We start from the raw sequence: 22,860 nt of genomic DNA, 5'->3' as shown, positions 1-22,860 counted from the left end.
GTTTTGTTGGATTAAAACATAAAAAAATGAATAAAAATTTAATTTTGCTTGCTGGCATTGCTATAAGCCTGACGCTGGCATCTTGTAAAAAACAAGGTGTTGAACTTGAAAAAGAACTTTCGGCGGCACATACTAAATTGCAGTCTGATCATAACGAATTAGAAACCGCTCATCTGGCGATGGAAAAAGAACATACTGATTTTACCAAGTTACATAACCTGCAGAATGAACCTGCTACCAGTGAGCATAACAAAATTGAAACTTTACATACGGATATTTTGCAGCAGCATGCGGATTTGATTGCCAGGCACTCTGAAATCATTAAAAAGCATGATGAGTTAGAGAAAAGGCACGCAACTGAGAATTTTGATGTAAACCAGTTAAAAACTGATCATGATCAAATGATGAAAGAGGATGAACAACTGATACAGGAGCATAAAAAGATGACGGAAGATCATACAAAAATGATGGCAGAAGACGATAAGATAAAAAAAGAAGATAAATTGAAATAATTTTATAAAAAAACGGTCTGAACTTTCAGACCGTTTTTTTACTGTTATCAATAAAAGTAAATAACTTTAGGCGCTTAAATAAAAACTAATTTAAAAATATGAGAAAATTATTATCATTGCTGTTCATGGCAATTGGAGTGGTAGCCTTTGCCCAAAATCAAATTAATATTCAATCCGGAAATTTTGACTTTTTAAAAGATCAAAACGAAGTAAATGTTCAGTTGGTATTTGATAATGCAGTCTATCAGGAGAAGAACCTGACGGAAGCTCAATATCTGGAAAACAGAAAAACTGATATTACAGCCAAAAAAAGCGAAGCTGTGTGGAAAAATTGGATTTACCAGTGGGAACAGTTTAAAAATTCTGAATATTTGGACTATTTTCTCAAAGGTATTAATGGGAAATCCAAAAAAGTAGTTTTCAAAAAGGATGCACAAACAAAATATACTCTGATTATTGATGCAAAATGGATTTACGCGGGCTGGTATGGCGGAATGATAGGTTCTCAGGAAGCAAAATTAACAGCAGATATGAAATTTGTAGAAACTGATAATCCTTCAAAAGTAATGATGAGATTACAGGCAGATAAAATAGGTGGTAAGCAAATGAATCAGCAATTTGCATGGGAGTACGGAAGAATAGCTGCAGCTTATGAAGTTACCGGTAAAAAATTAGGAAAAGAAATTAAAGCAGTTATAAAATAAACAAAACGGTCTGTAAATTCAGACCGTTTTTTATTGTTGATTTTGCTGTTCCTGTTTTTCTGACTTGATCAGGTTCGCAAGGTTTTTAATAGCTGTATCATGCTTTTTCACAAAAGGATTGTCTTTATTCCATACATAGCCTGCTAAAACAGCACAGATCTTTTTCTTGACATCCAGATTTTCCGGCTGGTGGAAGAAAAGCTCCTGAAGATTTCCGGTGTACCATTCTTTTACATAGGTAGTGAAAACATCCACTCCATATAAAATATAGTCTGTGTATTCCTTCTGCCAGTCTACTTTTTCTCCGTTTAACTGTCTTAAGGCAAGTTTTGCCGCCAGCATTCCGGATTCTGTGGCAAAAGCCATTCCTGAAGAAAATACAGGATCAAGGAATTCAGAAGCATTTCCTGTTAAAGCAAATCCGTCTCCGAATAAACTTTTAACCGAACATGAATAATCTTTAAGATGTTTAGGTTCAAAAAGAAAATCTACATTCCCAAAACGTTTTACATAATAATCAGAAAGAGAAATCGCCTTTCGTAAAGCTTCAGTGGTATCTCCGTTTTCAGATAATTTATCAATATATTCAGTAGGACCTACAATTCCTAAACTTGTGTTTCCGTTGGAAAAAGGAATTACCCAAAGCCATACTTCAGTCTCAATGATGTCAAAAGAAATTAAAGTTCCTTCTTCTCCCGGTTCTCTGTTGATATCGTTTACATGGGAAAAAATAGCAGAGTGAGGAGATAATTTGGAAGGCTTTTCAAGGTTCAGCAGGCGAGGCAGTACTCTCCCATAGCCGCTGGAATCGATAACAAATTTGGCATGGATTTCTTTTGTTTCTCCATCCTTGTTTTTTACCGTAGTCACAGAATCTGTTCCTTCAAATTTAATGTCAATAACTTCGGTTTCAAATTCAAGGTCAATTCCTTTATTAATCACTTCCTGAGCAAGAGTGTTGTCAAAATCAGCTCTCGGAACCTGCCAGGTCCAGTCCCAGCCTTCTCCGAATTTGTTGCTGAAATCAAAAATGCAGACTTCGTCACCGCGAAGGAAACGGGCCCCAAGCTTTTTTTCAAAGCCCATTTTGTCTAAAGCAGGGAAAAGTCCGGCCTCTTCAAAATGGTCCATTACCCTTGGAATTAAGCTTTCACCCACTACCAGTCTTGGAAATTTTGTCTTTTCAACTACTTTTACGTTGACATTATTCTTCTTTAAGTACGAAGAAGACACGCATCCGGAAGGCCCAGCCCCGATTACAAGAACGTCAACAAATTCTTTGCTCATCTTTGATTTTTTATTTTAATAATAACTTTTATCTTTGCCGCAAAATTAGTGACAAATAATTAATATTTTACAAAATTATCAACTATTACTTTTAATTGATGAAAATAAATAACTTTTTAGAACTGAAAGACTTTCAAAAAATTATCATTGAGAATGAAAAAATAGAACTGGATGAATCACTTTTGTCAAGGGTGGATAAAAGTTTTCAGTTTTTAAAAGAGTTTTCAAAAAATAAAGTAATATATGGTGTGAACACCGGTTTTGGGCCCATGGCTCAGTTTAAAATCAGTGATGAAGACACCCACCAGCTTCAGTATAACCTGATCAGAAGCCACTCTTCAGGAATTGGAAACCCTTTGCCTGCAGAAGAAGTAAAAGCATGTATGCTGGCAAGATTGAATACCTTATCATTAGGAAATTCAGGAGTGCACCAGTCTGTTATTTATCTTCTTCAGGAGCTGATCAACAGGAATATTACTCCACTGATCTTTGAACATGGAGGAGTAGGAGCAAGCGGCGATCTTGTTCAGCTGGCTCACCTGGCATTGGTACTGATCGGAGAGGGAGAAGTATTTTACAAGGGAGAAAGAAGATCTACCAAAGAAGTTTTTGAAACTGAAGGCTTAGAACCGATAAAAGTAGAGATCCGCGAAGGTCTTGCTTTGATGAACGGGACTTCCGTAATGTCAGGAATCGGTATTGTGAATGCTTATAAAGCCAATCAGCTTACTGATATTTCTCTTAGACTCTCGTGTGCGATCAATGAAATTGTACAGGCCTATGATGACCATTTGTCAGAAGCCTTGAACGGAACTAAGAAACATTACGGGCAGCAGAAAGTAGCAGAAAGAATGCGTGCTCACCTGGCAGACAGTAAGCTGATCAGAAAAAGAGAAGAACATCTTTATACTCATTTTGAAGAGCAGGAAAAAGTATTCAAGGAAAAAGTTCAGGAATATTATTCTTTACGATGTGTTCCTCAGATTCTAGGTCCGGTATTGGATACATTGGAATATACGGAGAAAGTTCTTGAGAATGAGATTAATTCAGCGAATGACAATCCAATTATCAACGTTGAAGACCAGCATGTTTATCACGGAGGAAACTTCCATGGCGATTATATTTCTCTGGAAATGGACAAGTTAAAAATTGTTGTAACTAAGCTGACGATGCTTGCAGAAAGGCAGTTAAATTACCTTTTGAACTCGAAAATCAATGAAATTTTGCCTCCTTTTGTAAATTTAGGTAAATTAGGTTTCAATTTCGGGATGCAGGGGGTACAGTTTACGGCAACTTCTACTACGGCAGAAAGCCAGATGCTGTCGAATTCTATGTATGTTCACAGTATTCCGAACAATAATGACAACCAGGATATCGTTAGCATGGGAACCAATGCTGCGGTGATCTGCAGAAAAGTAATTGAAAATGCTTTTGAAGTATTGGCAATAGAAGCCATTACCATTATTCAGGCTGTTGAATATCTTGGGTTCCAGGATAAGGTTTCATCATCTACAAAAAAACTGTATGATGAAATCCGAAAAATTATTCCTGCCTTCTCAGACGATATGGTCATGTATCCGTATCTGGAGGAAGTGAAGAAATATATGAAAGGAATGTAACTATTGGCTGTCATGGATTGTCTGTTCAATAAAGATATCCTCTCAACTTAAAAAAACTAAAAACGATATAAACACTAACGCATGAAATGTGCAATTGTAACAGGTGGCTCCAGAGGAATCGGGAGAGCAATCTGTATAAAACTGGCCGAAGAGAAAAACTATCACATCCTTATCAACTACGCTTCAAATGAAACGGCAGCAAACGAAACGTTGGCTAAAGTGAAAGAATTGGGTGCTACCGGAGAAATCCTTAAATTTGATGTAGGAAATACCGAAGAAACACAAGCTGTCTTAACAGAATGGCAGGAGAGAAATCCTGATGCCGTGGTAGAAGTGATCGTCAATAACGCCGGAATCACAAGAGACGGTCTTTTTATGTGGATGCCGAAAGAAGACTGGAACAGTGTAATCAATACAAGTCTGGACGGATTTTTCAATGTAACCAATTTCTTTATTCAAAAACTGCTTCGTAACAAATACGGAAGAATCATCAATATGGTGTCTGTTTCCGGAGTAAAAGGAACAGCCGGCCAAACAAATTACTCTGCAGCAAAAGGTGCTTTGGTAGGTGCTACAAAAGCTCTTGCTCAGGAAGTTGCCAAAAGAAATGTTACCGTGAATGCCGTAGCTCCTGGTTTCATCAAAACAGATATGACTCAGGACTTTAATGAAGAAGAACTGAAAGCCATGATTCCTGCCAACCGGTTCGGAGAAGCTGAAGAAGTGGCAGATCTTGTTGCCTTTTTAGCATCTAAAAAATCTTCCTACATTACAGGAGAAGTAATTAATATTAACGGAGGAATTTACTCATAATAATCTAACAATATATCGATGTACCAGTGTACCAATGTTGGATGAATCTCAATAAAATATTGTTACATTACTAGACTGCTACATTGTTAAATTAAATATAAACAAATGGAAAATAGGGTTGTAATTACCGGAATGGGAATTTATTCCTGCATCGGGACGTCTTTAGAAGAGGTCAGGGAATCCCTATATCAAGGAAAATCAGGTATTGTTTTAGATCAGCAGAGAAAAGAGTTTGGGTTCAGGTCAGGTCTTACCGGAGTGGTTCCGAAACCAGATCTGAAGAATCTCTTAAACAGACGCCAGCGTGTCAGCATGGGAGAAGAAAGCGAATATGCTTACCTGGCTACCATGGATGCATTAAAACAGGCGAATCTGAACGAAGAATTCTTAGATGCTCATGAAGTAGGGATCTTATACGGAAATGACAGTGTTTCCCAGGCAGTAGTAGAATCTATTGATATTGCAAGGGAAAAGAAAGATACTACATTGATGGGATCGGGAGCGATCTTCAAATCAATGAACTCAACAGTGACAATGAACCTTTCTACCATTTTTAAGCTGAAAGGAATCAATCTTACGATCAGTGCGGCATGTGCAAGCGGTTCACACTCACTGGGGCTGGCTTATATGATGATCAAGAATGGCTTTCAGGATATGATTATCTGTGGAGGAGCCCAGGAAACCAACAAATATTCCATGGCGAGCTTTGACGGATTGGGAGTATTCTCAGCCAGAGAAGATGAGCCAACAAAAGCTTCCAGACCTTTCGATGCAGAAAGAGACGGATTGATTCCAAGCGGTGGAGCAGCCACTTTGATTGTGGAAAGTTTAGAATCTGCCCAAAGGAGAGGGGTTCCGATCATTGCAGAAATTATCGGTTACGGTTTTTCTTCAAACGGCGGTCATATTTCAACGCCAAACGTGGACGGACCGGCCCTGGCTATGGACCGGGCTTTAAAACAGTCAGGTCTGAAAGCTTCAGACATCGATTATATTAATGCTCATGCAACTTCTACTCCAATTGGGGATGCCAATGAGGCAAAAGCAATCTATGAAATTTTCGGGGGTGAAGTTCCGGTAAGCTCTACCAAATCCATGACCGGACATGAGTGCTGGATGGCAGGTGCAAGTGAAGTTATCTACTCCATTCTGATGATGCAGAACGATTTTGTGGCTCCGAATATCAATCTGGAAAACCCTGATAATGAAGCACAAAAGATAAATTTAGTCGCAAAAACAAAAAATCAAAAAATTGATGTATTTTTGTCAAATTCTTTTGGGTTTGGGGGAACCAATTCTGCACTAATAGTTAAAAAATTTGATTAAAAACATGGAAAGGGAAAAAATTGTTGCTATCGTTAATGATTTTCTGGTCAACGAATTCGAGGTAGACGGAGACGAAATCACTAATGATGCCAACCTTAAAAGTACACTGGGCTTAGACAGTCTGGATTATATCGACATGGTAGTCGTGATTGAATCCAATTTCGGAGTGAAATTAGGAGAAGCAGATTTCAAGAAAATGGTGACATTTGATGATTTCTATACTACGATTGAACATAAGATTGCTGAAAAAAACGCTTAATTATTGAGGAAATCTTTATTCTATAAATTGTGCCAATGTAATACTATCATAGTGCCCCGGTAACGGAAACTTGGGAAAAAGATAGTATTACATTGGTTCTCTGTTATATTAAATACATATATGAACAAGTGGAAAGGTAAATCTAAAGGAACAGTACTCGGATACAGAATCTTCGTCTGGTGTATTAGAAATATCGGAATCAGAAGTTCATATGGGGTGTTGTACTTTGTGGCAGCCTACTACTCACTGTTTCAGAAGCAAAGCAATCAGTATATCCTTTATTACTTTCAGAAAAGACTGAATTACGGATACTGGAAATCCAAAATTTCTATATTCAAAAGCTATTTTACCTTCGGAAAAGTTCTGATTGATAAAACAGCTATTTCTGCCGGGCTCAGAGATAAATTTACCTATGAGTTTGACGGTGTTGAAAATCTCAGAAATCTTTTAGCCGCTAAAAAAGGAGGAGTGCTGATCAGTGCTCATATCGGTAATTTTGAAATTGCAGAGTATTTCTTTGCTGATATCGACTTCGACTGTCAGATCAATCTGGTAACAACAGATCAGGAAGTCACCGTGATTAAAGAATACCTGGAAAGTGTGGCTGTAAAAAAGAGTAATATCAAGTTCATTTATGTCAAAGAAGATATGTCGCATATCTTTGAGATCAATCAGGCTTTATCCAATAATGAGCTTATCTGTTTCACCGGAGACCGCTATTTTGAAGGGTCTAAATATCTGGAAGCAGAACTCCTGGGGAAAACTGCAAAATTTCCGGCCGGTCCGTTCCTGATTGCCTCAAGGTTAGGCGTTCCCGTAGTATATGTGTATGTGATGAAAGAGAATAATCTTCATTACCATCTGTATGCAAGAGTGGCACAGAATATCAAAAACCGCGATTCACAGGGTCTTTTACAGTCTTATGTTCAGAATCTTGAAGCTATGGTGAAAAAATATCCGCTTCAATGGTTTAATTATTTTGATTTTTGGGATGATGTTGATTAATTTTTCTATTTTTATCCCGTAAAAACTAACAAAAGCTAACAACCATTAAGATGTACCGAGATTTAAGATTGTCAAATAGTATGACCAGAATAGAATTTCTCTGCTTACTATACCAAAGTAATCTTTAAATATCTTAAATTCCCTGTTTCTTAATCATTAAAGCACATTCTCTTTTGAAGAAAGAATACGACATACTTGTAATCGGCAGCGGATTGGGAGGTCTTGTTTCAGCTCTTATATTGGCGAAAGAAGGTATGAAAGTATGCGTTCTGGAAAAGAATAACCAATATGGAGGAAATCTGCAGACTTTTTCAAGGGAAAAACTGATCTTTGATACAGGAGTCCATTATCTTGGAGGCTTGTCCAAAGGGCAGAATCTGAACCAGTTCTTTTCCTACCTGGAAATCATGGATGATCTCGAGCTTCAATTGATGGATGAAGACGGCTATGACAGAATCAGCTTTGGAGAGGATGAAACAGAATATCCACATGCACAGGGATATCAGAATTTTGTGGAGCAGCTTTCCAAATACTTTCCCGAAGAAAAAGAAAATCTTGAAAACTATTGTGAAGAGATTCAGTATATCTGCAGCCAGTTTCCCAGATATCATGTGGTGGGAAAAGACAATTACAACGAAGAAATCCTGCATCTTAATACCAAAAGATTCATCGAATCCGTTACCCAGAACAAAAAACTGCAGTCGGTTTTACTGGGTTCGAATTTCTTATATGCCGGAGATTCTGAGAACGTACCTTTTTATGTACATGCTTTAACGGTAAATTCTTATATCCAGAGTGCCCACAAATGCATAAAAGGGGGAAGCCGGATCTCTAAACTGCTGATCAGGAAACTTAGGGAATATGGTGCCGAAGTACATAAGCATTCAGAAGTTTCTGAATTTATTTTTAACGAAAATAATGGACTTGCATCTGTAAAAACAAAAACAGGAAAAGAATACGCTGCCAAACGATTTATTTCAAATATTGAAATCCGCTCCACTATTAAGCTTATTGGAGAGGAAAGACTTAAAAAATCCTTTCTGAACAGGGTTTTAAGCTGGAAACCGGTTTCATCATGTTTTAGTATTTACCTGGTCTTAAAACCTCACTGCCTTCCGAATTTTAATTATAACAGATATCATTACTCATCAGAAGAGCAGGTCTGGAATGCATTTCGTTACCAAAAAGAAACGTGGCCGGAAACCTATATGCTTTCCTCCACTCCTTCGAAGCACCATCCCGAATTCGCAGAAAGCCTTACCGCTATTTCTTATATGGATTTTGATGAGGTTAAAGAATGGGAAGATACCTTCAATACTGTAGCGGATGAGCATGAAAGAGGAAGAGCTTATGAAATATTTAAGCTTGAAAAAACAGAAAAAATGCTGGATGCTTTGGAAAAGAAAATTCCGAATCTAAGGCGGGCTATTAAAACAATATACACTTCTTCTCCTTTGTCTTACAGAGACTATATCGGGAATTTTGAAGGAAATATGTACGGATATATGAAAAGCTCAGAAAATCCGCTGAAAACAATGGTTTCTCCCCGTACCAAAATAGATAATCTCTTTCTGACCGGACAATCCGTGAATATGCATGGGATCTTAGGGGTTACTATCGGAGCTTTTAATACCTGTGCTGAAATTATTGGAAAAGAAACGATAGACAGCAGGCTGACACAAATGATTAATAAAAACTAAAGTGAAAAAAACTAATACCATATTCAGATCTTATAAAAAAGTTCTTTTTTATCCTGCTTTTGTTTTTTTCCTCACTTCCTGCGGAATCTCAAAATCTATACATCACGTTCCGGATGTACAACAGTATTCTTTGGAGGTCCCGGAAGTAACCCGCGTCAACGACAGTACCTTCAGTTACAATCAGAATTATCTTACCAAAAATAAACAACAGCTCTGGGAACTTTATATTAAAGGAAATCCTTTGCAGCTGGGATATAATAACGGAGCCCTTACACAAAGCTTAATGCAGCAGCAGGAAAATATCTTTTTCTCAAAAGTGGAAGGATTTGTACCTTCGAAATTCAGGCAACGACTGCTGAGAGGTTTTTTAAAATGGTACAACAGAAAGATGTATCTCAATGTAAGAGAAGATTATCAGGCAGAATTATATGGCTTATCACAATATTCATCCGGCCAGTATGACTTTATTGCTCCTAAATATTTAAGAAATCTTTACCTGCACGGAGCCCATGATATCGGGCATGCCATGCAGGATCTTGCCATGGTAGGCTGTACTTCTCTTGCGGTATGGAACGAAAATACAGAAGACGGAGACCTGTTGATCGGAAGAAATTTCGATTTTTATGTAGGGGATGATTTTGCAAAAAATAAACTGGTAGAATTTGTTCAGCCGGAAGAAGGAATTCCTTATATGTCAGTAAGCTGGCCGGGAATGATCGGTGTGGTTTCCGGAATGAACAAAGAAGGAATCACGGTAACCATTAACGCGGGAAAATCAAAAATTCCTTTGACGGCCAAAACACCTATCTCCCTTGTTACAAGAGAAATTCTGCAGTATGCTAAAAATATTGAAGAAGCGATTGCGATTGCTAAAAAAAGAAAAGTTTTCGTTTCAGAATCCATACTTGTAGGAAGTGCGGCAGATAAAAATGCAGTCATCATAGAAGTTTCACCTAAAAACTTCGGAGTGTACAGCGTACAAAATACCAGCAGGGTTCTTTGCACCAATCATTTCCAGTCGGAAGCCTATAAAGATGACAAAAGAAATCAGAAACACATTCAAGAAAGTCATTCTGAATACCGATATGAAAGGCTTCAGGAGCTTTTGCAGGAAGAAAAAAAGCTCACTCCGGAAAAGATGGCTTCTATTTTAAGAAACAGATCCGGATTGAAAGATAAACAAATAGGATATGGCAATGAAAAAGCACTCAATCAGCTTTTGGCTCATCATGCCGTTATATTTTCGCCTCAGAAAAGACTGGTTTGGGTTTCTTCCAATCCTTATCAGCTGGGAGAATTTGTATGTTATGATCTGAATGAGATTTTTTCCGGTAAACAGTTGTCACAAAGTCTCTTGGCGAAAATGGGATTGAATATTGCCCGTGATCCCTTCGCGGACTCTGAAGAATTCGAAAAATATGAGCAGTCTAAAATGTGGGGTAAAGAAATCAATGAGGCTGCTGAAGATAAAAACACACTGTTAACAGATGATGTTATCCCTTCCTATCAGGCTATGAACCCTGATTTTTGGCTGGTATACTACCAATCGGGGAAATATTATTTTAATAAAAAAGAATATTCAAAGGCAAAATCTGAATTTGAAAAAGCTTTGGCGAAGGAAATTACAACCGTTCCGGACAGAAAAAATGTAGAAAAATACCTGAAGAAAACCTTAAAGAAACTGAAATGATCCCCAAATATATAAAACTGCTGTTCTGCATTCCTTTTGTCATTATCATCTGCCATTCAGTATACTTGTGTACAGTGTACGGCTCAATACCAGACAGTATCTCTATTCACGGTTATGGGACTATGAAAGATAATTATGGAAGCAAAATATTTGTGGTGTTCCCCATTCTTATGAACCTGGCTGTACTTTTGTTTATCTGGTTGATTATCAGGAGACCGGATAAAATAAAATTTACGTTTGAAATCAATGAAGATGAAAGGGAGAAAATATACCATATCACACAGCTGGCTTTGGTAATTATTGCGATATTTGTTACCATAATGATGACTCCATTATCATTTTCAGATGTTGTTTATAAATAATTGATTATGAAAAAACTTTTAACCTTATTCTTTACCGTATACGCTATGTTCTCATTTTCCCAAGACAGAAAAGAGATTGGGGATACTTTTATCAGAACGCTGCTGGCCGACAAAAATATAGAGAAGGCACATGCTTATTTTGACCCTTCTGTAGCAGGCCAGATTCCTGTGGAACAGCTTAAATCTATTACAGAACAGCTTCAGACTCAGCTTGGAGAATTTAAAAATATCCTTGAAGTGAACAATCAGGGAAATATCTATTACTACTATACCGAGTTTGAAAAAACAAAACTGGATATTCAACTTACTTTTGCTGAGAATAATAAAATGCTGGGTTTCTTTTTAGTTCCTCATAAAACATTTGAGAAGCCGGATGAGAAGACTACACTGAAAATAAAAAGTGATGATATTGAACTGAACGGAACTCTATTGGTTCCTCCTTCCAATGACAAAAAAAGACTGGTTATTTTTGTTCATGGTTCAGGAGCACATGACAGGGACGAAACCATTGGGGAAAACAAACCGTTTAAAGATATTGCAGAATACCTCTTACATAATGGAATTGCTTCCTACCGGTATGATAAAAGAAACTATTCCTATCCTGAAACATTCAATGAAAAGTCTACAGTAGAAGAGGAAACCATCAATGATGCGGTAAATGCAGCCAGTTATTTCAAAAATAATCCGGACTATAAAGGATATGAAATTATTATCCTGGGACACAGCCAGGGAGCTTATATGATGCCTGAAATAGCGAAAAGGGCACAGGCTTCAAAATATATTTTTATGGCTGGGAATGCAAGACCGCTTCAGAATCTTCTGGTTGAGCAGTATGAATATCTTCACACGATAGATCCTGCTAAAGTTCCTGCTGAAGCTGTTCAGGAAATTAAAAAGCAGGTTACATTTTTAAATTCATCTGAATTTAATGTAAACTCACCGGCATCCGAGCTTCCTTTGGGCCAATCAGCGGCATATTGGAAATACGTAAAGGATTATAATCAGCTTAATGAGGTGAAGAAAATCAAAGTTCCGATGTTTTTTGCGCAGGGAGGAAGAGATTATCAGGTAACAGAGAAAGATTTCAACCTTTGGAAACAGGCACTGAAAAATAATAAAGCAGCAGTATTCATGTTTTATCCATCTTTAAGCCATTTATTCATTGCCGGTTCCGGAAAACCTTCTCCAAAAGATTACGACACAAAAGGAAAGGTGGATGAACAGTTTTTAAGAGATCTGATACAGTTTATTCTGAAGTAATTTTTAAGTCTTTTTGATACATTGACATAACTGATAGTCTAGTTCGCTGAGATTATTTTTTATGTAAATATTCTAAAAAATGTGTAACATTTTGGATTGCTTGCCTACTTATTATTAAATATAATCTACTAATATTTGTTAAAAGTAATCTAATGAAAAAAATTCGACTCAGTGTTAAGCTTTTGTTGTTTTGTTCTCTTTTCAGCGTAAGTGCATTATCTGCGCAAAAATATGAACAGACTATTAAGGACTATGTTAATTCCGCTCAGGGATCATTTCAAAGAATAAATCCTGAACTGAAAGGATTTAAAATTATCAATGTAGATCCTTCAAAGAGCTTAAATGGAGATGTTGTAGGTATACAGCAGACAATTAATGGTATCCCGGTTTTTGGAAGCTCTGCCAATGTTTTGATCAGAGGCGGAAAAGTCTTAAGCTTTACAGATACCTTTATTAAGAACTATCCTTCTGTAATTAAGGGTAAGGAAAGTGCTAGAAAGGAGGATTTAATAGCAAGTACGATTCAAAAACTGAACGGGTTGTTGTCCGTAAAGAATATTGATGGAAAAGAACAGCCAATAGCGGCTCATTCTGTTTATTTTGCAAAAGGAGGAGAATTGATCTTAGGGTATCAGTTCTATGTTGAAGAAAAAGGAACAGGTAATGTATGGAATACTATTGTTAGTACAGATAATGGTACTGTTTTGTACCAGGAAAATACAACTTTGTCTTGTAGTTTTCATGATGAAGCTTATGATCATCATTCTGAATCTTCCGTACAAAATTTTCCGATCTCTTTACCTGCAAATATCACTGCAGCAAGCCTGCAGAAGCCTTCCAATTTTGTATTAGTGCCTGATAATGCTTCTTATAATGTATTTGCATTCCCTACAGAAGCACCTACATTTGGTTCCAGAACATTGCTTACAAATCCATGGGATCTGACAGCTTCACCGGAAGGATGGCATTCTGATGGTACTAATCATTATACAATAACAAGAGGTAATAATGCTTTTGCATACACTGACGAAAATAATCTCAATACACCACAATTCTCTCCTGATGGGGGGGCAAGCAGGACGTTTGATTTTCCTTTAGATATAACAGCCAGCCACACAACATATACTTCGGCGGCAGTAACCAATTTATTCTATAATGCGAATAAAATGCATGACGTATTCTATAAATTCGGATTTACAGAATCTGCAAGGAACTATCAGGTCAATAACTTTGGAAATGGAGGAACGGGTAATGATCCTGTTCTTGCGGAATCCAGAGATGGCAGTGGTCTTAATAATGCCAACTTTAACCCGGGTGTCGATGGAACAAGCGGAAGAATGCAGATGTTCCTTTTTTCACCGAGTGGCAATGTAAGATATCTTTATTATAATTCACCATCTACCTATACTGCCAGGGCTCCAATAGCTACTACTGCTAATTTTGGACCTCAGATTATGGGGAATCCGCCTGTAACAGGAGATCTTGCTCTTTCAACGCCTGCAGACGCCTGTACTGCAGTTACAGCCGGAAGCCTTGTAGGAAAGATTGCAGTGGTAAATGCAGCAGGATGTGCTTTTGCCGTTAAAACAAAGAATTTACAGAATGCAGGGGCTGTAGGAGTTATACAATATCATCCGTCAAGTAATACACCTATAGGAATGGGAGGAACTGACGCTACCATCACAATTCCTACCATCATGGTTGGCATTTCCGAAGGACAGTTTCTTGTGAATGACTTAACTAATGGTATTGTTGGGAATGCAACAATAAAAACAACAGCCGTTTACAAAGATGCAAGTTTAGATAACGGTGTAATCAGTCACGAGTACGGGCATGGTATTTCTAACCGTCTTACAGGAACAGGAAGCTCTTGCTTATCTTATGTTTCATCTAATGAGCAAATGGGAGAAGGATGGTCTGATTTCTTCGCTTTGATGATGACAACAAGACCAGGGGATACTTCTTCTATAGCCAGAGGTGTGGGTACTTTTGTTTCCGGGCAGGGAACTACAGGATTAGGAATAAGACCGGCAAAATATTCACCTGATTTTACCATTAATGATTATACTTATGGACGTACTAATGGAATGAAAGTGAACGCAAATAATCCAATTCTTGGGGCTCTTACAGTTCCGGATGTTCACAGTATTGGGTTTATCTGGGCCTCAATGCTTTGGGATCTTAACTGGAAGTATGTAGATAAGTACGGGTACAACAGTAATGTTCTGGCAGATCCTAACAGCGGAAGTGCAAGAGTTTTACAATTGGTAATGGATGCTCTTAAATTGCAGCCATGTAATCCTACGTTTGTACAGGGAAGAGATGCAATTCTTGCTGCTGATCAGGCATCAACAGGAGGACAAAACAAATGTATGATCTGGACAACATTTGCTAAAAGAGGATTAGGAGTGAATGCATCTGCAGGTGCTCTGAATGGAGTAGCAATTGGGGCTAACCAGCCTTTGCCGGAAATGAGTGATCAGGTAGAAGACTTCACTGTTCCTGCAGAATGTGCGGCTTTGGCTGTAAAAGAAATCAATAACTCTAAAGGAATATCAATCTATCCAAATCCTGTAAGAAATGAATTTACGATAAAAACTCCATCTGATATCAATTTATCAGGAATTACTACCGTTTCTATCTTTGACTTTACAGGAAAACTGATTTCCAAAGAAAGCATTAATCTTAACAAGCAGAACACCATCAGTGCAGAAAAACTGATCAATGGTGCTTATATTGTGAAAGTTAGTAACGACTCAATTGATTATTCTCAAAAGATTATCGTTTCTAAATAGCAAATTATAATAATTAATTATAGGCCTGGAACACTGTTCCGGGCTTTTTTAATTATTTTCCGGATTTACTTTATTCAAAAATAAAAACGCAGTCATTCCTGAAAGAGCAGAAAGGATAGTGCTTAAGATAAAACTGCCGATGATATATTGCAGCAGGTTATTTTTAATCAGTTCAAAATTTAAATCCTGGCTTAAAATATCGCTGTCTCCACTTACAAATGGTGCTCCAAGAAAAAGGGAAGCTGCAATAATAAAAGGAATAAAAGGAGGAAGGCTCACATTGGAAGCTACAAATGCAAGGACTTTATTGAGCTTAAAAAGTACAGATAAGCTGATCACCAGAAGCGTCTGAAATCCCCAGAAAGGCGAAAGCCCTATGAAGACTCCCAATGCGATTGAAAATGCTTTTGTACGGTTGCTTCCATCACTCTCTAAGACATCTTCCTGTATGAATTTTTTAAAGCTTTTTTTTTTGAAATTATTCACGAAGTTTCTCGGAATAATGTAAAGTAAAGTAATCGTTACCAGAATCGTATTCAGGATACTGATTCTCGTAAAATCTTTGAAAGGCCTGAAATGTGAAACCCGCTCTGCCGGATCATATGAAACCTTAACCGGAACATTTTTAACCGGAACATGCCTCCATGCAGTTCTTACAATAATTTCGATCTCAAATTCAAACTTAGGGGTAAAATATTTCTTTGGAATTTTATGCAGAGGATAAAGTCTGTAGCCGGACTGCGTATCTTCCAGCCTGATTCCGGTTTCAAACCAAAACCAGAAATTGGAAAACCGGTTTCCGAAGCTGCTTTTCTTAGGAATGCCGTCCTGAGACATATTTCTGTTTCCAATCAGAAGAACATCCTCTTTTTCCTGAAGAAGAGCCTCTACAAATACAGGGATATCATCCGGATAATGCTGCCCGTCCGAATCAATGGTGATGGCATAATCATACCCAGACTTTTTGGCTTCTCTAAAACCTGTTTTAAGGCCGTTTCCTTTTCCTTTATTCTCTGGCAGGGAGATTACGGTAATCTGAGGATATTGGGCCAGAATCTGAGAGGTAATATCTGTGGAACCATCATTGACCACAATAATACTTCCGGTATAGTTGAGAACACCGTCAATAACCCTTTTCAGGGTTTTCGCATTGTTGTAGGTCGGTATTAAAACGCATATCTTCTTTTCAGAAATTGCATTTTGTACTTCAGCAAGGGACATTGTTTTATTTTAAAGTGGCTCTTTCCGCCTCTGTCATGGTTTTAGATTGCATTGCAAACCTTTTGATATAGCCTTTTAATGCTGTATTCTGTTTGCTGTAATTATTCAACAGGAAAGTTTTATCATCTTTCAGACTTCCGCGGTATCCTACAATTTTTGGGATATTTTCCTGAACGCTCAGCCTGATCAGGCGGAGTTCCGCATTATTGGGATTGCTTTTGATAACGTTTTCAAGACTTGTAGCTCCTGTTTTTACCAATGATTTCCTGTTGCTTTTGGTAATTTTTGCCTCCATGATTTTCGCAGCAGCCTTATATCCTACAGTAACGGCGTCAGAACCGGATTGCTTTTCTGCAGTTTCGATGAAACTTTTTGTATTGCTGTTAGATTCATTGGCTTTTGCATAGCTGTTTCTCAGTGTTTCAAGGTCAGACTGAAAGAAGAAAACAAATGCGGCTATGAATGATAAGATTAATTTCATGATGGTATTCTTTTATAGCTTACAGACAATTTCAATGCAATAGTCTCGCCAAAGGAAGTTATATTTTTTACTTTCACATCCTCTTCACTTTCGTTAATGTCCAGCTGAAGTTGTAAATCAGGAGTCTCAAAAGGATTGATGATCGCCATAAACTTTACATTGGAAGCTGTTTTTAAGAATAATTTTGAACCTGTAAACTCCTCAGTCAGTTCTTTAATGATCTGCATCATGCAAACCCCGGGAGTTACCGGATTTCCAGGGAAATGGCCTTTGAAAATATCGTGGTCTTTATTGAGATGAATATGAGCAGTAAATATTCCGTCTTCTGTCTTATCGTGTGATGTTAAAGTATAAAAGTCTGTAAGAATGGTTTGCATGATCTTATTTTTTTAAGATTAAATGTACAATACAATTCGGTTTGAAAACGATATTTGTAGGCGTACAGTTCTTATTCCGTTTCGGTTATTTGAAATAGTTTTATATTGATCTTAAAATCTTTGTGCTGTAGATGTAAGCTGTCCGCGAAGATAGGTTTTTTTGCATCAAAAGTAAAATCGATTTTTTCATTATTATTTTTCGTGTGAATGATCTGTTTCAGTAAACCGTTTTCCTTGCTGAAGAATAAATAATAGCTTTTATTCTCAATTTTTGAGAGATAAATTTTAGCATGATCATTTTCAAAGCTTTCGCTGACCTGATATTTTCTTTTCAGAAGCTGCTGGAAGTCGTTTTTCAGGAAATTGATCACTATTTTTTTATCAAGGTCAGGAAGTACATAATTCAGCTTAAAACTATCGTCAGAAATCTCAAAATCAATCAGTTTATTTCCAAAATCTGAAGTTAAGGCAACACGGTGCGTCGTTTCATTCAGTTTTTTGATGATCAGAATTCCACTCACATGGTTTTTATAAATATCCATCTGGCATTTATAGACATAATCTTCACCGGAAGAAAAGTATAAATTTTCCACGATCTTTTCAGAAGAGGAAACAGGTCTTGCTTCTGTTAACGTATACGTTTTACAGGAAACAGCCAGTATCAGAATCAGGCTATAAAGAAAACTCTGACGCAGGAATGGAAGCATTGATCTTTGTATTTTTGAAAACAATATTGGTAGTATCTCCGGAATCTTCGGTCATATTCACCTGGGAAACCGTCGACTGGTTCTTAGGGAAATACAGCTCAATCTGTTTGATGTATTTCAGGAGCTGTGATGTCTTGGGAATAAACTTCGCCACATTATGATTTCCGTTCTTAAAATACGTTACGGTGAACTCAGGATCATTAAACATCGTTCCGTTTGAGCTTCCTACAATCAGTTTATTGATTTTTTCAAAAGTTTTGCTCTTGGCATCTACGGAAGACTTTTTCCCCTGATCATTGATGAAGATCTTGTTGCTTTTAAAAACAATACTGTACTGATAAGGCTTGGTATATCTCCAGCTCAGCATATTGGGAGTCTGTAAAGACATTTTTCCATAGGTAATGATGCTTTTATCCAGGAAATCCATTTTTTTGGTCTGGGTAAAATCACTCTGTAAAGTTTTAATCTCTTTTGTATCTGAAGAAACCTTCGATACAAATGCTTTAGCTTCAGCTCCTGACATGGGTGTGTTTTGGGCAAAAAAGAAACCGGAAACCAGTAAGAATACCCCTAAAACAATATTTTTAATCATTTTCTATTTGAATTTATCACTGTATCAACAGTAAAGGTTGAATATTTTTTGTCCTTCAAAAATACTAATAAATTGGCCAGCACACGAAAGGTCTTTTCCGAGGTATCATGAAGGAGGATAATGCTTCCTTTTTTCAAGCCTTTCGTTACTCTGCTGTAGATTTTCTTTTCATCATCAGTGATGGTGTCTAAAGACCTTACGTTCCATCCGATGCTTATTTTATGAGTTCTTTTGATTGCTTTTGCAATATTGGGATTCGTTACGCCGAAAGGCGGTCTGTAGAGATTGGTCTTGATATTTCCTGCACTTTTCATGATTTCATCACATCTTTCAATCTCTTCAATCATTTTTGAAGTCGATAAAAACCCGGTGGAATTGGAATGGGATAAGGTATGATTACCAATCGTATGGCCTTCTGCAATAATTCTCTGAAATGTCTGAGGATATTTTTCAATCTGTTTTCCGATACAGAAAAAGGTTGCTTTTACCTCATGTTCTTTAAGCAGATCTAAAAACTTTGGCGTAAATTCAGTAGGGCCGTCATCAAACGTAAGAGCCACTTCTTTGATTCTGGTGCGTTTATGGGTAATACTGTTGACAAAATATCCCAGTTCAATATCAAATGAACCCCAAACCACTACTGCAGAAAAAGCAAAAAAACAAAACAGATACACCCAAAAGCTTCCGTGGAACGCATACATAAAAACGTTACAGAAAAGATAGAACAGGATGAAGGGATAGTGTTTCATTGCTGGGCGCTTTATATTGTTAAACTTTATGAATTTATATCCATTTTGTCATTCTGAATATAGCGAAGCGAAATGAAGAATCCATCATATAAAAGCAGAGATTCTTCCTTCGTCAGAATGACAGCAGTACTGTTTTTATTATATCATAAACTTTTTTACCCTCTGTCAATTAAGCTTTTTCCAATAATACCAGACTGTGATCATCACCCGCCAGATGATTGTAAAGAAGTACATTCTTCACATTTCCTTTTTTCTCTTCATTGATCATCATAATTTCAGGGATTTGCTGTTCCTTAAGAATATGACAAGCCATAAATATTGAAAAACCACTCGCTGTATTGAATTCTCCGCTCAAATGCTTGTAATAAAGCAAAGATGAGTCCGGAAACAGATCCATTACTTTTGTATAATACATATCTGACTTTGCATCTCCACTGAATCCTAAAATAACAGCATCAATATCATGATTGGAAAGATTGTTTTGAGTTAAGAAATTTTGGATAAAATCCTGCACTTCATTCAATTCAATTGTATTGCTGATCTGAATATTCTTAAGCTTGGCGTACGAGCTTTCGGTCTTGTTTTTTCCTACAACAAAAAAGCTGGCACCTTCTCCCCAGATTACTCCATTGGTATTAGAATTCAAATAATCGGCAGGAAGATCTGCTTCTTTTTTGATCGTATTGTTTAAGCAGTAAAGTTCCATGGTTCTGGCTGTCTGTTCATCTGTAGAACCTACCAGAACATTTTCTGCTTCTCCGTCATGGATCTGAAGCTGTGCATCCAGTAATGAAAACTCCAGGGAAGAAGAAGTGTTTACATACGTGAAGTTATACGCATGGCACTGTAATCCCAGAGCAATTTGTCCGGCTACTGTGTTGTGGGTAGACTGGATGAAAAAGGTAGGAGTAAGGAACTCTTCATGATTATCAATCACGTTTTTCAGGAACTTTTCAGAATCCTGGGAGCAGCCCATTCCGGTTCCTACAATGATGGCATCCGGCTTTTCAATTCCAGCTTCCTTTAATGCATAGTGGGAAGCTACAGAACTCATTTTTACTGTTTTAGACATTCTTCTGATCATTGCAGGCGGAATGAACTCTTTGTAATTAGGTTCTATCGCTTTAATGATGTTTGATGAATTCTCAGCAGTAAGGTTCTGAAGAATATTTTCATTTAAAGTGTCCTGAACTGAGATACAGGATGTACTGTTGATGTATACTGCACTCATGATTTTGAGAAAATTAAAGTGGAACAGTTTCCTCCAAACCCAAATGAGTTGGAAAGCACGTGATTGATGCTTTTCTCTTTCAGTTCGGTCACGGGAGTGAGATCAAACTCTTCCATTTTTGTTTTAAAATTCAGATTTGGGAAGATCATGCTGTTTTGCATGGCTAAAATTGAAAATACAGCTTCAATTCCTGCGGCAGCGGCCAAAGTATGTCCAGTGAATGCTTTTGTAGAGCTGAATTCAGGAACCTGGTTTTCTCCGAAAATTCGGATCATGGCAATTCCCTCAGATAAATCATTGTTGGGAGTAGCTGTCCCGTGAACATTGATATAATCTATATTTTCTTTTTCCAATCCGGAGATTTTCAGGGCCTGCTGCATCGCTAAAAATGCACCCTGTCCGTTTTCTGAAGAAGCGGTCTGATGGTGTGCATCATTGGCATTTCCGTATCCAGAAAGATAAGCCAGAACTTTTTTATTTTCTTTTTTGACAACTTCTTCAGATTCAAGAACTAAGAAAGCCGCGGCTTCCCCAAGATTCAGTCCTTTTCTGTTGTTGTCAAAAGGAGTGTTGTAGGAATCCGTAAGAATCATCAGGGTATTGAAGCCATTCAAAGTAAATTTTGAAAGAGAATCTGTTCCCCCGACAATCACACGGTCTAGAACTCCGTTTTTGATCAGTTTTGCCCCCATCATAATAGCATTAGCTGCCGATGAGCAGGCTGTGCTGATGGTGGAAACCATGCCTTTTAATCCCAGATAATCAGCAATTGCCAATGAGGAGCTTCCGGCATCGTGAGCGTCAATATATTTTTGCTTTTCAGGAAAGTCTTCGTAAGAGTAGAAATATTTTTCTGTAATATCCATTCCGCCTACACTGGTAGAAGAGATAAGCCCCGTTCTGCAGCTATTGATATCTGAAATTCCGGCACTTTCTACAGCTTCTTTGGCAGCAATCATTCCCAGTAAAGAGGTTCTTGTTACGTTGTTGTCTTCATCAAGCCGAAGTTTCTGTACAAGCTCTTTATTGGATAATTTTATTTCACCCGTTTTAATAAGTCCGGCATGGCGGGTTTCAAACATTTCGATATCTGAAATTCCGTGTTTTCCGGATTGTAATGAAATAAAATTTTCCTCCACATTGTTTCCGATGGAGGAAATGATGCCCATTCCTGTTATGGCAATTTTTTGACTCATGGTATTCAATAATGTAACAATGTATCAACCTAACAATTTACCAATAATTGCTACATTGCTACACTGTTAAATTGTTATATTGATTATTTTGTTCTGTTGTCCTCGATAAATTTAGCCATCGTATCGATAGACTGGAAAATTTCCTTTCCTTTCTTAGGATCGGCTAATTTTATTCCATAGTCTTTATCAAGAAGAACGATCAGTTCCAAAGCATCGATAGAATCTAATCCTAATCCTCCTCCGAATAGCGGATCAGTATCTTTGATTTCCTCTACAGATACATCTTCAAGGTTAAGGACTTCAATAATTTTGTGCTTCAATTCTGTTTTTAAGTTTTCCATAAATATTATTTTAATGTAACAATATATCAATATACCAGTTTACCAATGGTTGTTATTGCCTTTAGCATGGGTACATTGTTAAATTATAATGTGAGCAAATATACAAAAGCTTTGTAATTTTCCTGATACAATTCCACCCAGCCGCACAATACTTTGTCAGCTTTTCCGGACAGCAGAATTTGTTCAGAATAATCATTTAAAAATTTTTCATCAAAATCATCCAAAACGAAAAAAGCATTTTCTGTCTGCATTTTGTGTTTAATACTGATTTCTCCCACGCAGATGTTGGGTAGAGTATAGACAAAAACTGCCGGACTCGGATAGAAATTATCCTGATCATTGATACTTTCCTGGTATTTGAAATCCGTATCCAGACTGGAAGATCTGTTGGCAAAAACGATAGCTGTTCTGCTGTGGTCTTCGTTTTTCAAAATGATTTCGGCGGAAAGAAAAGCCAGTTTGCTCAGGTTATCCATTTTATGAAATTTAGGATAGCTGAGATCTAAGCTTTTATAAGCTTCTTTGGCAAATTCGTGAAAGGTTTCGCTTTGGCTTTCAAAAATAAGATTTCCGTCAACGGTTATTTTTGAATGTTCTATGGTACAGCTGTTTGTTTTCTTCATCACTTTCAGT

23 protein-coding genes are annotated in these 22,860 nt (G+C 37.3%); 12 read left to right on the top strand and 11 right to left on the bottom strand.

Annotation, left to right across the window (positions count from 1 at the left end):
- Positions 1 to 26: 26 nt before the first annotated feature.
- Together ACP3T3_RS13135 and ACP3T3_RS13130 are read left to right on the top strand one after the other, a co-directional pair.
- A complete protein-coding gene (locus tag ACP3T3_RS13135) occupies positions 27 to 512 on the top strand; it encodes a hypothetical protein (RefSeq protein WP_426476300.1) in 486 nt (161 codons plus the stop codon).
- 98 nt (positions 513 to 610) lie between these two features.
- Positions 611 to 1,216, top strand: coding sequence for a hypothetical protein (locus ACP3T3_RS13130; protein ID WP_426476299.1), 606 nt, complete (start codon positions 611 to 613; stop codon positions 1,214 to 1,216).
- A gap of 30 nt (positions 1,217 to 1,246) precedes the next feature.
- On the opposite strand, the gene ACP3T3_RS13125 is transcribed toward ACP3T3_RS13130, so the two are convergent.
- Positions 1,247 to 2,503, bottom strand: a complete 1,257-nt coding sequence (locus ACP3T3_RS13125) for an NAD(P)/FAD-dependent oxidoreductase (protein ID WP_426476298.1) — start codon at positions 2,501 to 2,503, stop codon at positions 1,247 to 1,249.
- Between the two features lie 98 nt (positions 2,504 to 2,601).
- On the opposite strand from ACP3T3_RS13125, the gene ACP3T3_RS13120 reads away from it, so the two are divergent.
- The 10 genes from ACP3T3_RS13120 (at position 2,602) to ACP3T3_RS13075 (ending at position 15,332) form a co-directional block, all read left to right on the top strand.
- The gene (locus ACP3T3_RS13120; protein WP_426476297.1) at positions 2,602 to 4,122 is read left to right on the top strand and encodes an HAL/PAL/TAL family ammonia-lyase; all 1,521 of its coding nucleotides are present in this window, start codon (positions 2,602 to 2,604) and stop codon (positions 4,120 to 4,122) included.
- A gap of 81 nt (positions 4,123 to 4,203) precedes the next feature.
- Positions 4,204 to 4,935 carry a 3-oxoacyl-ACP reductase FabG gene (gene fabG / locus ACP3T3_RS13115; RefSeq protein ID WP_426476296.1) on the top strand — a complete coding sequence of 244 codons (732 nt, stop codon included), beginning with the start codon at positions 4,204 to 4,206 and terminating at the stop codon, positions 4,933 to 4,935.
- Between the two features lie 105 nt (positions 4,936 to 5,040).
- Positions 5,041 to 6,261, top strand: a complete 1,221-nt coding sequence (locus ACP3T3_RS13110) for a beta-ketoacyl-[acyl-carrier-protein] synthase family protein (protein ID WP_426476295.1) — start codon at positions 5,041 to 5,043, stop codon at positions 6,259 to 6,261.
- 4 nt (positions 6,262 to 6,265) lie between these two features.
- On the top strand, positions 6,266 to 6,520 hold the full coding sequence (locus tag ACP3T3_RS13105; protein WP_426476294.1) for an acyl carrier protein: 255 nt from the start codon (positions 6,266 to 6,268) through the stop codon (positions 6,518 to 6,520).
- Between the two features lie 120 nt (positions 6,521 to 6,640).
- Complete coding sequence (locus tag ACP3T3_RS13100; RefSeq protein ID WP_426476293.1) at positions 6,641 to 7,525, top strand: lipid A biosynthesis acyltransferase; 885 nt, start codon at positions 6,641 to 6,643, stop codon at positions 7,523 to 7,525.
- A 173-nt stretch (positions 7,526 to 7,698) separates the two neighbouring features.
- A complete protein-coding gene (locus ACP3T3_RS13095) occupies positions 7,699 to 9,225 on the top strand; it encodes a phytoene desaturase family protein (protein WP_426476292.1) in 1,527 nt (508 codons plus the stop codon).
- A gap of 1 nt (position 9,226) precedes the next feature.
- Positions 9,227 to 10,915: a C45 family autoproteolytic acyltransferase/hydolase gene (locus ACP3T3_RS13090; RefSeq protein WP_426476291.1), complete on the top strand. Its 1,689-nt coding sequence runs from the start codon at positions 9,227 to 9,229 to the stop codon at positions 10,913 to 10,915.
- The gene (locus ACP3T3_RS13085) at positions 10,912 to 11,277 is read left to right on the top strand and encodes a hypothetical protein (RefSeq protein ID WP_426476290.1); all 366 of its coding nucleotides are present in this window, start codon (positions 10,912 to 10,914) and stop codon (positions 11,275 to 11,277) included. Before ACP3T3_RS13090 ends, ACP3T3_RS13085 begins: the two co-directional genes overlap by 4 nt.
- Before the next feature lie 6 nt (positions 11,278 to 11,283).
- Complete coding sequence (locus tag ACP3T3_RS13080) at positions 11,284 to 12,537, top strand: alpha/beta hydrolase (RefSeq protein WP_426476289.1); 1,254 nt, start codon at positions 11,284 to 11,286, stop codon at positions 12,535 to 12,537.
- 152 nt (positions 12,538 to 12,689) lie between these two features.
- Positions 12,690 to 15,332: a T9SS-dependent M36 family metallopeptidase gene (locus tag ACP3T3_RS13075; protein ID WP_426476288.1), complete on the top strand. Its 2,643-nt coding sequence runs from the start codon at positions 12,690 to 12,692 to the stop codon at positions 15,330 to 15,332.
- 48 nt (positions 15,333 to 15,380) lie between these two features.
- Here ACP3T3_RS13075 and ACP3T3_RS13070 read toward each other — a convergent pair whose 3' ends face one another.
- The 10 genes from ACP3T3_RS13070 to ACP3T3_RS13025 form a co-directional block, all read right to left on the bottom strand.
- Positions 15,381 to 16,553, bottom strand: a complete 1,173-nt coding sequence (locus ACP3T3_RS13070) for a DUF2062 domain-containing protein (RefSeq protein WP_426476287.1) — start codon at positions 16,551 to 16,553, stop codon at positions 15,381 to 15,383.
- Between the two features lie 4 nt (positions 16,554 to 16,557).
- On the bottom strand, positions 16,558 to 17,034 hold the full coding sequence (locus ACP3T3_RS13065) for a hypothetical protein (RefSeq protein ID WP_426476286.1): 477 nt from the start codon (positions 17,032 to 17,034) through the stop codon (positions 16,558 to 16,560).
- Positions 17,031 to 17,411: a 3-hydroxyacyl-ACP dehydratase gene (locus ACP3T3_RS13060; protein WP_426476285.1), complete on the bottom strand. Its 381-nt coding sequence runs from the start codon at positions 17,409 to 17,411 to the stop codon at positions 17,031 to 17,033. Before ACP3T3_RS13060 ends, ACP3T3_RS13065 begins: the two co-directional genes overlap by 4 nt.
- A 71-nt stretch (positions 17,412 to 17,482) precedes the next feature.
- Positions 17,483 to 18,118: a hypothetical protein gene (locus ACP3T3_RS13055; RefSeq protein WP_426476284.1), complete on the bottom strand. Its 636-nt coding sequence runs from the start codon at positions 18,116 to 18,118 to the stop codon at positions 17,483 to 17,485.
- On the bottom strand, positions 18,084 to 18,710 hold the full coding sequence (locus tag ACP3T3_RS13050) for a LolA family protein (protein WP_426476283.1): 627 nt from the start codon (positions 18,708 to 18,710) through the stop codon (positions 18,084 to 18,086). Before ACP3T3_RS13050 ends, ACP3T3_RS13055 begins: the two co-directional genes overlap by 35 nt.
- Positions 18,707 to 19,459 (bottom strand): polysaccharide deacetylase family protein, encoded by a 753-nt coding sequence (locus ACP3T3_RS13045; protein WP_426476282.1) that lies wholly within the window; start codon positions 19,457 to 19,459, stop codon positions 18,707 to 18,709. The genes ACP3T3_RS13050 and ACP3T3_RS13045 overlap by 4 nt, the downstream gene beginning before the upstream one ends.
- A 169-nt stretch (positions 19,460 to 19,628) precedes the next feature.
- Complete coding sequence (locus ACP3T3_RS13040) at positions 19,629 to 20,690, bottom strand: beta-ketoacyl synthase N-terminal-like domain-containing protein (protein ID WP_426476281.1); 1,062 nt, start codon at positions 20,688 to 20,690, stop codon at positions 19,629 to 19,631.
- Positions 20,687 to 21,886, bottom strand: coding sequence for a beta-ketoacyl-[acyl-carrier-protein] synthase family protein (locus tag ACP3T3_RS13035; protein WP_426476280.1), 1,200 nt, complete (start codon positions 21,884 to 21,886; stop codon positions 20,687 to 20,689). The genes ACP3T3_RS13040 and ACP3T3_RS13035 overlap by 4 nt, the downstream gene beginning before the upstream one ends.
- An 83-nt stretch (positions 21,887 to 21,969) precedes the next feature.
- A complete protein-coding gene (locus ACP3T3_RS13030) occupies positions 21,970 to 22,227 on the bottom strand; it encodes a phosphopantetheine-binding protein (protein ID WP_034692439.1) in 258 nt (85 codons plus the stop codon).
- An 83-nt stretch (positions 22,228 to 22,310) separates the two neighbouring features.
- Positions 22,311 to 22,850: a 3-oxoacyl-ACP synthase gene (locus ACP3T3_RS13025; RefSeq protein ID WP_426476279.1), complete on the bottom strand. Its 540-nt coding sequence runs from the start codon at positions 22,848 to 22,850 to the stop codon at positions 22,311 to 22,313.
- Positions 22,851 to 22,860 lie beyond the last annotated feature (10 nt).

Origin of the sequence: Chryseobacterium sp. CBSDS_008 (assembly GCF_049959325.1) — a bacterium.
Lineage (GTDB): Bacteria > Bacteroidota > Bacteroidia > Flavobacteriales > Weeksellaceae > Chryseobacterium.
The sequence above is the reverse complement of the archived record's forward strand: the minus strand, read 5'-3'. Positions and strand labels throughout refer to the sequence as shown.

Bases quoted from the DNA above. Each gene is read 5' to 3' on its own strand.
- ACP3T3_RS13035 (WP_426476280.1), bottom strand. From the start codon at position 21,886: ATGAGTCAAAAAATTGCCATAACAGGAATGGGCATCATTTCCTCCATC.
- ACP3T3_RS13065 (WP_426476286.1), bottom strand. From the start codon at position 17,034: ATGAAATTAATCTTATCATTCATAGCCGCATTTGTTTTCTTCTTTCAG.
- ACP3T3_RS13060 (WP_426476285.1), bottom strand. From the start codon at position 17,411: ATGCAAACCATTCTTACAGACTTTTATACTTTAACATCACACGATAAG.
- ACP3T3_RS13075 (WP_426476288.1), top strand. From the start codon at position 12,690: ATGAAAAAAATTCGACTCAGTGTTAAGCTTTTGTTGTTTTGTTCTCTT.
- ACP3T3_RS13025 (WP_426476279.1), bottom strand. From the start codon at position 22,850: ATGAAGAAAACAAACAGCTGTACCATAGAACATTCAAAAATAACCGTT.
- ACP3T3_RS13100 (WP_426476293.1), top strand. From the start codon at position 6,641: ATGAACAAGTGGAAAGGTAAATCTAAAGGAACAGTACTCGGATACAGA.
- ACP3T3_RS13105 (WP_426476294.1), top strand. From the start codon at position 6,266: ATGGAAAGGGAAAAAATTGTTGCTATCGTTAATGATTTTCTGGTCAAC.
- ACP3T3_RS13030 (WP_034692439.1), bottom strand. From the start codon at position 22,227: ATGGAAAACTTAAAAACAGAATTGAAGCACAAAATTATTGAAGTCCTT.
- ACP3T3_RS13110 (WP_426476295.1), top strand. From the start codon at position 5,041: ATGGAAAATAGGGTTGTAATTACCGGAATGGGAATTTATTCCTGCATC.
- fabG (WP_426476296.1), top strand. From the start codon at position 4,204: ATGAAATGTGCAATTGTAACAGGTGGCTCCAGAGGAATCGGGAGAGCA.
- ACP3T3_RS13050 (WP_426476283.1), bottom strand. From the start codon at position 18,710: ATGATTAAAAATATTGTTTTAGGGGTATTCTTACTGGTTTCCGGTTTC.
- ACP3T3_RS13085 (WP_426476290.1), top strand. From the start codon at position 10,912: ATGATCCCCAAATATATAAAACTGCTGTTCTGCATTCCTTTTGTCATT.
- ACP3T3_RS13130 (WP_426476299.1), top strand. From the start codon at position 611: ATGAGAAAATTATTATCATTGCTGTTCATGGCAATTGGAGTGGTAGCC.
- ACP3T3_RS13135 (WP_426476300.1), top strand. From the start codon at position 27: ATGAATAAAAATTTAATTTTGCTTGCTGGCATTGCTATAAGCCTGACG.
- ACP3T3_RS13045 (WP_426476282.1), bottom strand. From the start codon at position 19,459: ATGAAACACTATCCCTTCATCCTGTTCTATCTTTTCTGTAACGTTTTT.
- ACP3T3_RS13125 (WP_426476298.1), bottom strand. From the start codon at position 2,503: ATGAGCAAAGAATTTGTTGACGTTCTTGTAATCGGGGCTGGGCCTTCC.
- ACP3T3_RS13120 (WP_426476297.1), top strand. From the start codon at position 2,602: ATGAAAATAAATAACTTTTTAGAACTGAAAGACTTTCAAAAAATTATC.
- ACP3T3_RS13055 (WP_426476284.1), bottom strand. From the start codon at position 18,118: ATGCTTCCATTCCTGCGTCAGAGTTTTCTTTATAGCCTGATTCTGATA.
- ACP3T3_RS13070 (WP_426476287.1), bottom strand. From the start codon at position 16,553: ATGTCCCTTGCTGAAGTACAAAATGCAATTTCTGAAAAGAAGATATGC.
- ACP3T3_RS13040 (WP_426476281.1), bottom strand. From the start codon at position 20,690: ATGAGTGCAGTATACATCAACAGTACATCCTGTATCTCAGTTCAGGAC.
- ACP3T3_RS13080 (WP_426476289.1), top strand. From the start codon at position 11,284: ATGAAAAAACTTTTAACCTTATTCTTTACCGTATACGCTATGTTCTCA.